The organism is Roseateles sp. P5_B10 (genome assembly GCF_056400485.1).
The window spans coordinates 1-1590 of sequence record NZ_JBFULE010001034.1 but is presented as its reverse complement, the minus strand read 5'-3'; the positions used below and the strand labels follow the sequence as shown (position 1 = coordinate 1590).

3 protein-coding genes are annotated in these 1590 nt (G+C 57.1%); all 3 read left to right on the top strand.

Annotated features, from left to right (window positions below):
- The first annotated feature begins 582 nt into the window (after window positions 1-582).
- Window positions 583-918 carry a hypothetical protein gene (locus AC1DU6_RS30510; RefSeq protein ID WP_457320527.1) on the top strand — a complete coding sequence of 112 codons (336 nt, stop codon included), beginning with the start codon at window positions 583-585 and terminating at the stop codon, window positions 916-918.
- A 105-nt stretch (window positions 919-1023) separates the two neighbouring features.
- Window positions 1024-1350, top strand: a complete 327-nt coding sequence (locus tag AC1DU6_RS30505; protein WP_457356636.1) for a DUF6572 domain-containing protein — start codon at window positions 1024-1026, stop codon at window positions 1348-1350.
- Window positions 1351-1407: 57 nt separating this feature from the next.
- A partial coding sequence (locus AC1DU6_RS30500; protein WP_477861826.1) for a hypothetical protein occupies window positions 1408-1590 on the top strand: 183 nt, incomplete at its 3' end.

Sequence of the window (1590 nt, the reverse complement as noted above, 5' to 3'; positions counted from 1 at the left end):
GGCTCGTTGTGGCACAGGTAGCACGGCGCGCGATGGCTGGCCTTGTCAGCTTCCACCACGAACAGGGTCTGGTCTTCGCGCCGGATGGTTCGATTCGCGACGCATCCGAGCATGAGCTATTTGTTTCAGGCGGCTAGGTACATGCTCACGGGACGCCCAACCAGTTGTTCAAGCGGACAGCCCAAAGCTGCGCTTCGGGCTGCCACTCAACGCCGACGTTGGGCATCATGACCAGCCACCAACCGCCCGCTGAGCTTTTGCCGGCGAAGTTCGAAGTGCGAYGACGCGCTGGGCTGGAGGATGTCCGAAAGCAAGAAGGTACAAGCACGCACGCTCGGTTCAAGGAGGAGTGCGCTGCGTTCATTTCGGCCGCTACGGACGGCGATCAGGTGTATGAGTTTTGCTCTGCGGAATCGCAGTGGCGACTCGGCTTAGGCTGGGCAGGTTTTGAACTGCAGCGCAACGACTTGATTGTTGCCCGCCTCATCACACGGATGAGTTAATGCTGAGCATCATGAGGCCCAACCTTTCGCTGCAGCGGACGGCTTCGCCGTCCGCTGAGCTTTCACGTTAGGCAGAACCATGAAGAACTGGCTCCTTGGTTCTTTGCTTTACGCCGCCCTCGGTTGCATTGCCGCAGAGCTAACGCTGGACGTTGAAATACGAATACTGGCGGACGCTAGCTGTAGCGTGGGAGGTGTGAAATCAAACTGCAGAGAAGTCGGAAGCGTCGTGAGAAAGCTTCACGGCAACAGGCAATTCAATGCGTCTGTCGTTGCTCCCTACAACGTGAACCCGAATACCGTTGGGATGCTTATGACCTCTTTGCATGAAAGTGGCGTGGGAAAAGTTAATCTGCAGCAGATCGCCGATGCACCATCATCCGGAGCTTCAAAGGCATCCGGATTGGGTAAGTAGTTTGTCAAGAATGACGTGCACTTCCTTCTGGATGCTGTCAATGCCTAACCTGGCATTGCAGCGGACGCCTACGGCGACCGCTGAATTTTGACGTTATCCAGCACGATGACGATCAAGGATGCCTCCACCATAGATGCTCTCGGCCTGGACCGACTCTCGGGCGAAGCAGTGTTGACTGTTGTCGATCCCCTTGAGTGGAGCGACATCGGTGGCCACTCAACGCTCCTTGCAGAAAAGCTAAATCGCTACTTCGGGTTCGTCGAATCGGGCGAAATCTACACAAGCTATCCGGAGGCGCGCGGCCGAAGTCTGCGTATTGACATCGTTTGTCGTTTCGAACCGCCATCCGCCGCCATTGACTACCTGCGGCGCGCCGAAGCGGTGGCAGGCGAGTACCAATGCGCACTTAGCTGGAGGTTCCATGCTGGATAACCGGTCACTGCAGCGGACGGCTTCGCCGCCCGCTGAGCTTTCACGTTAGGTATCAAGATGACTCTGGCGAAAAGATTCTTCGCAGTCCTGTGGTTCATGCAGAGCGCTTACTACGTGTTTGGCCTCTACGCAATGGGAAGGACGTTTGGGGGTGCGCGTTGGCTTTCGCACGTAGGGGCGGGTCGTGCGGCGGCTGCCATCGTGATTTGCGCCGTCCTCTCAGCAATCATTGGCGTGACC

What these genes read in the sequence shown, in the direction of transcription:
- AC1DU6_RS30510 (WP_457320527.1), top strand. Translation starts at nt 583, where the DNA reads ATGAAGAACTGGCTCCTTGGTTCTTTGCTTTACGCCGCCCTCGGTTGC.
- AC1DU6_RS30505 (WP_457356636.1), top strand. Translation starts at nt 1,024, where the DNA reads ATGACGATCAAGGATGCCTCCACCATAGATGCTCTCGGCCTGGACCGA.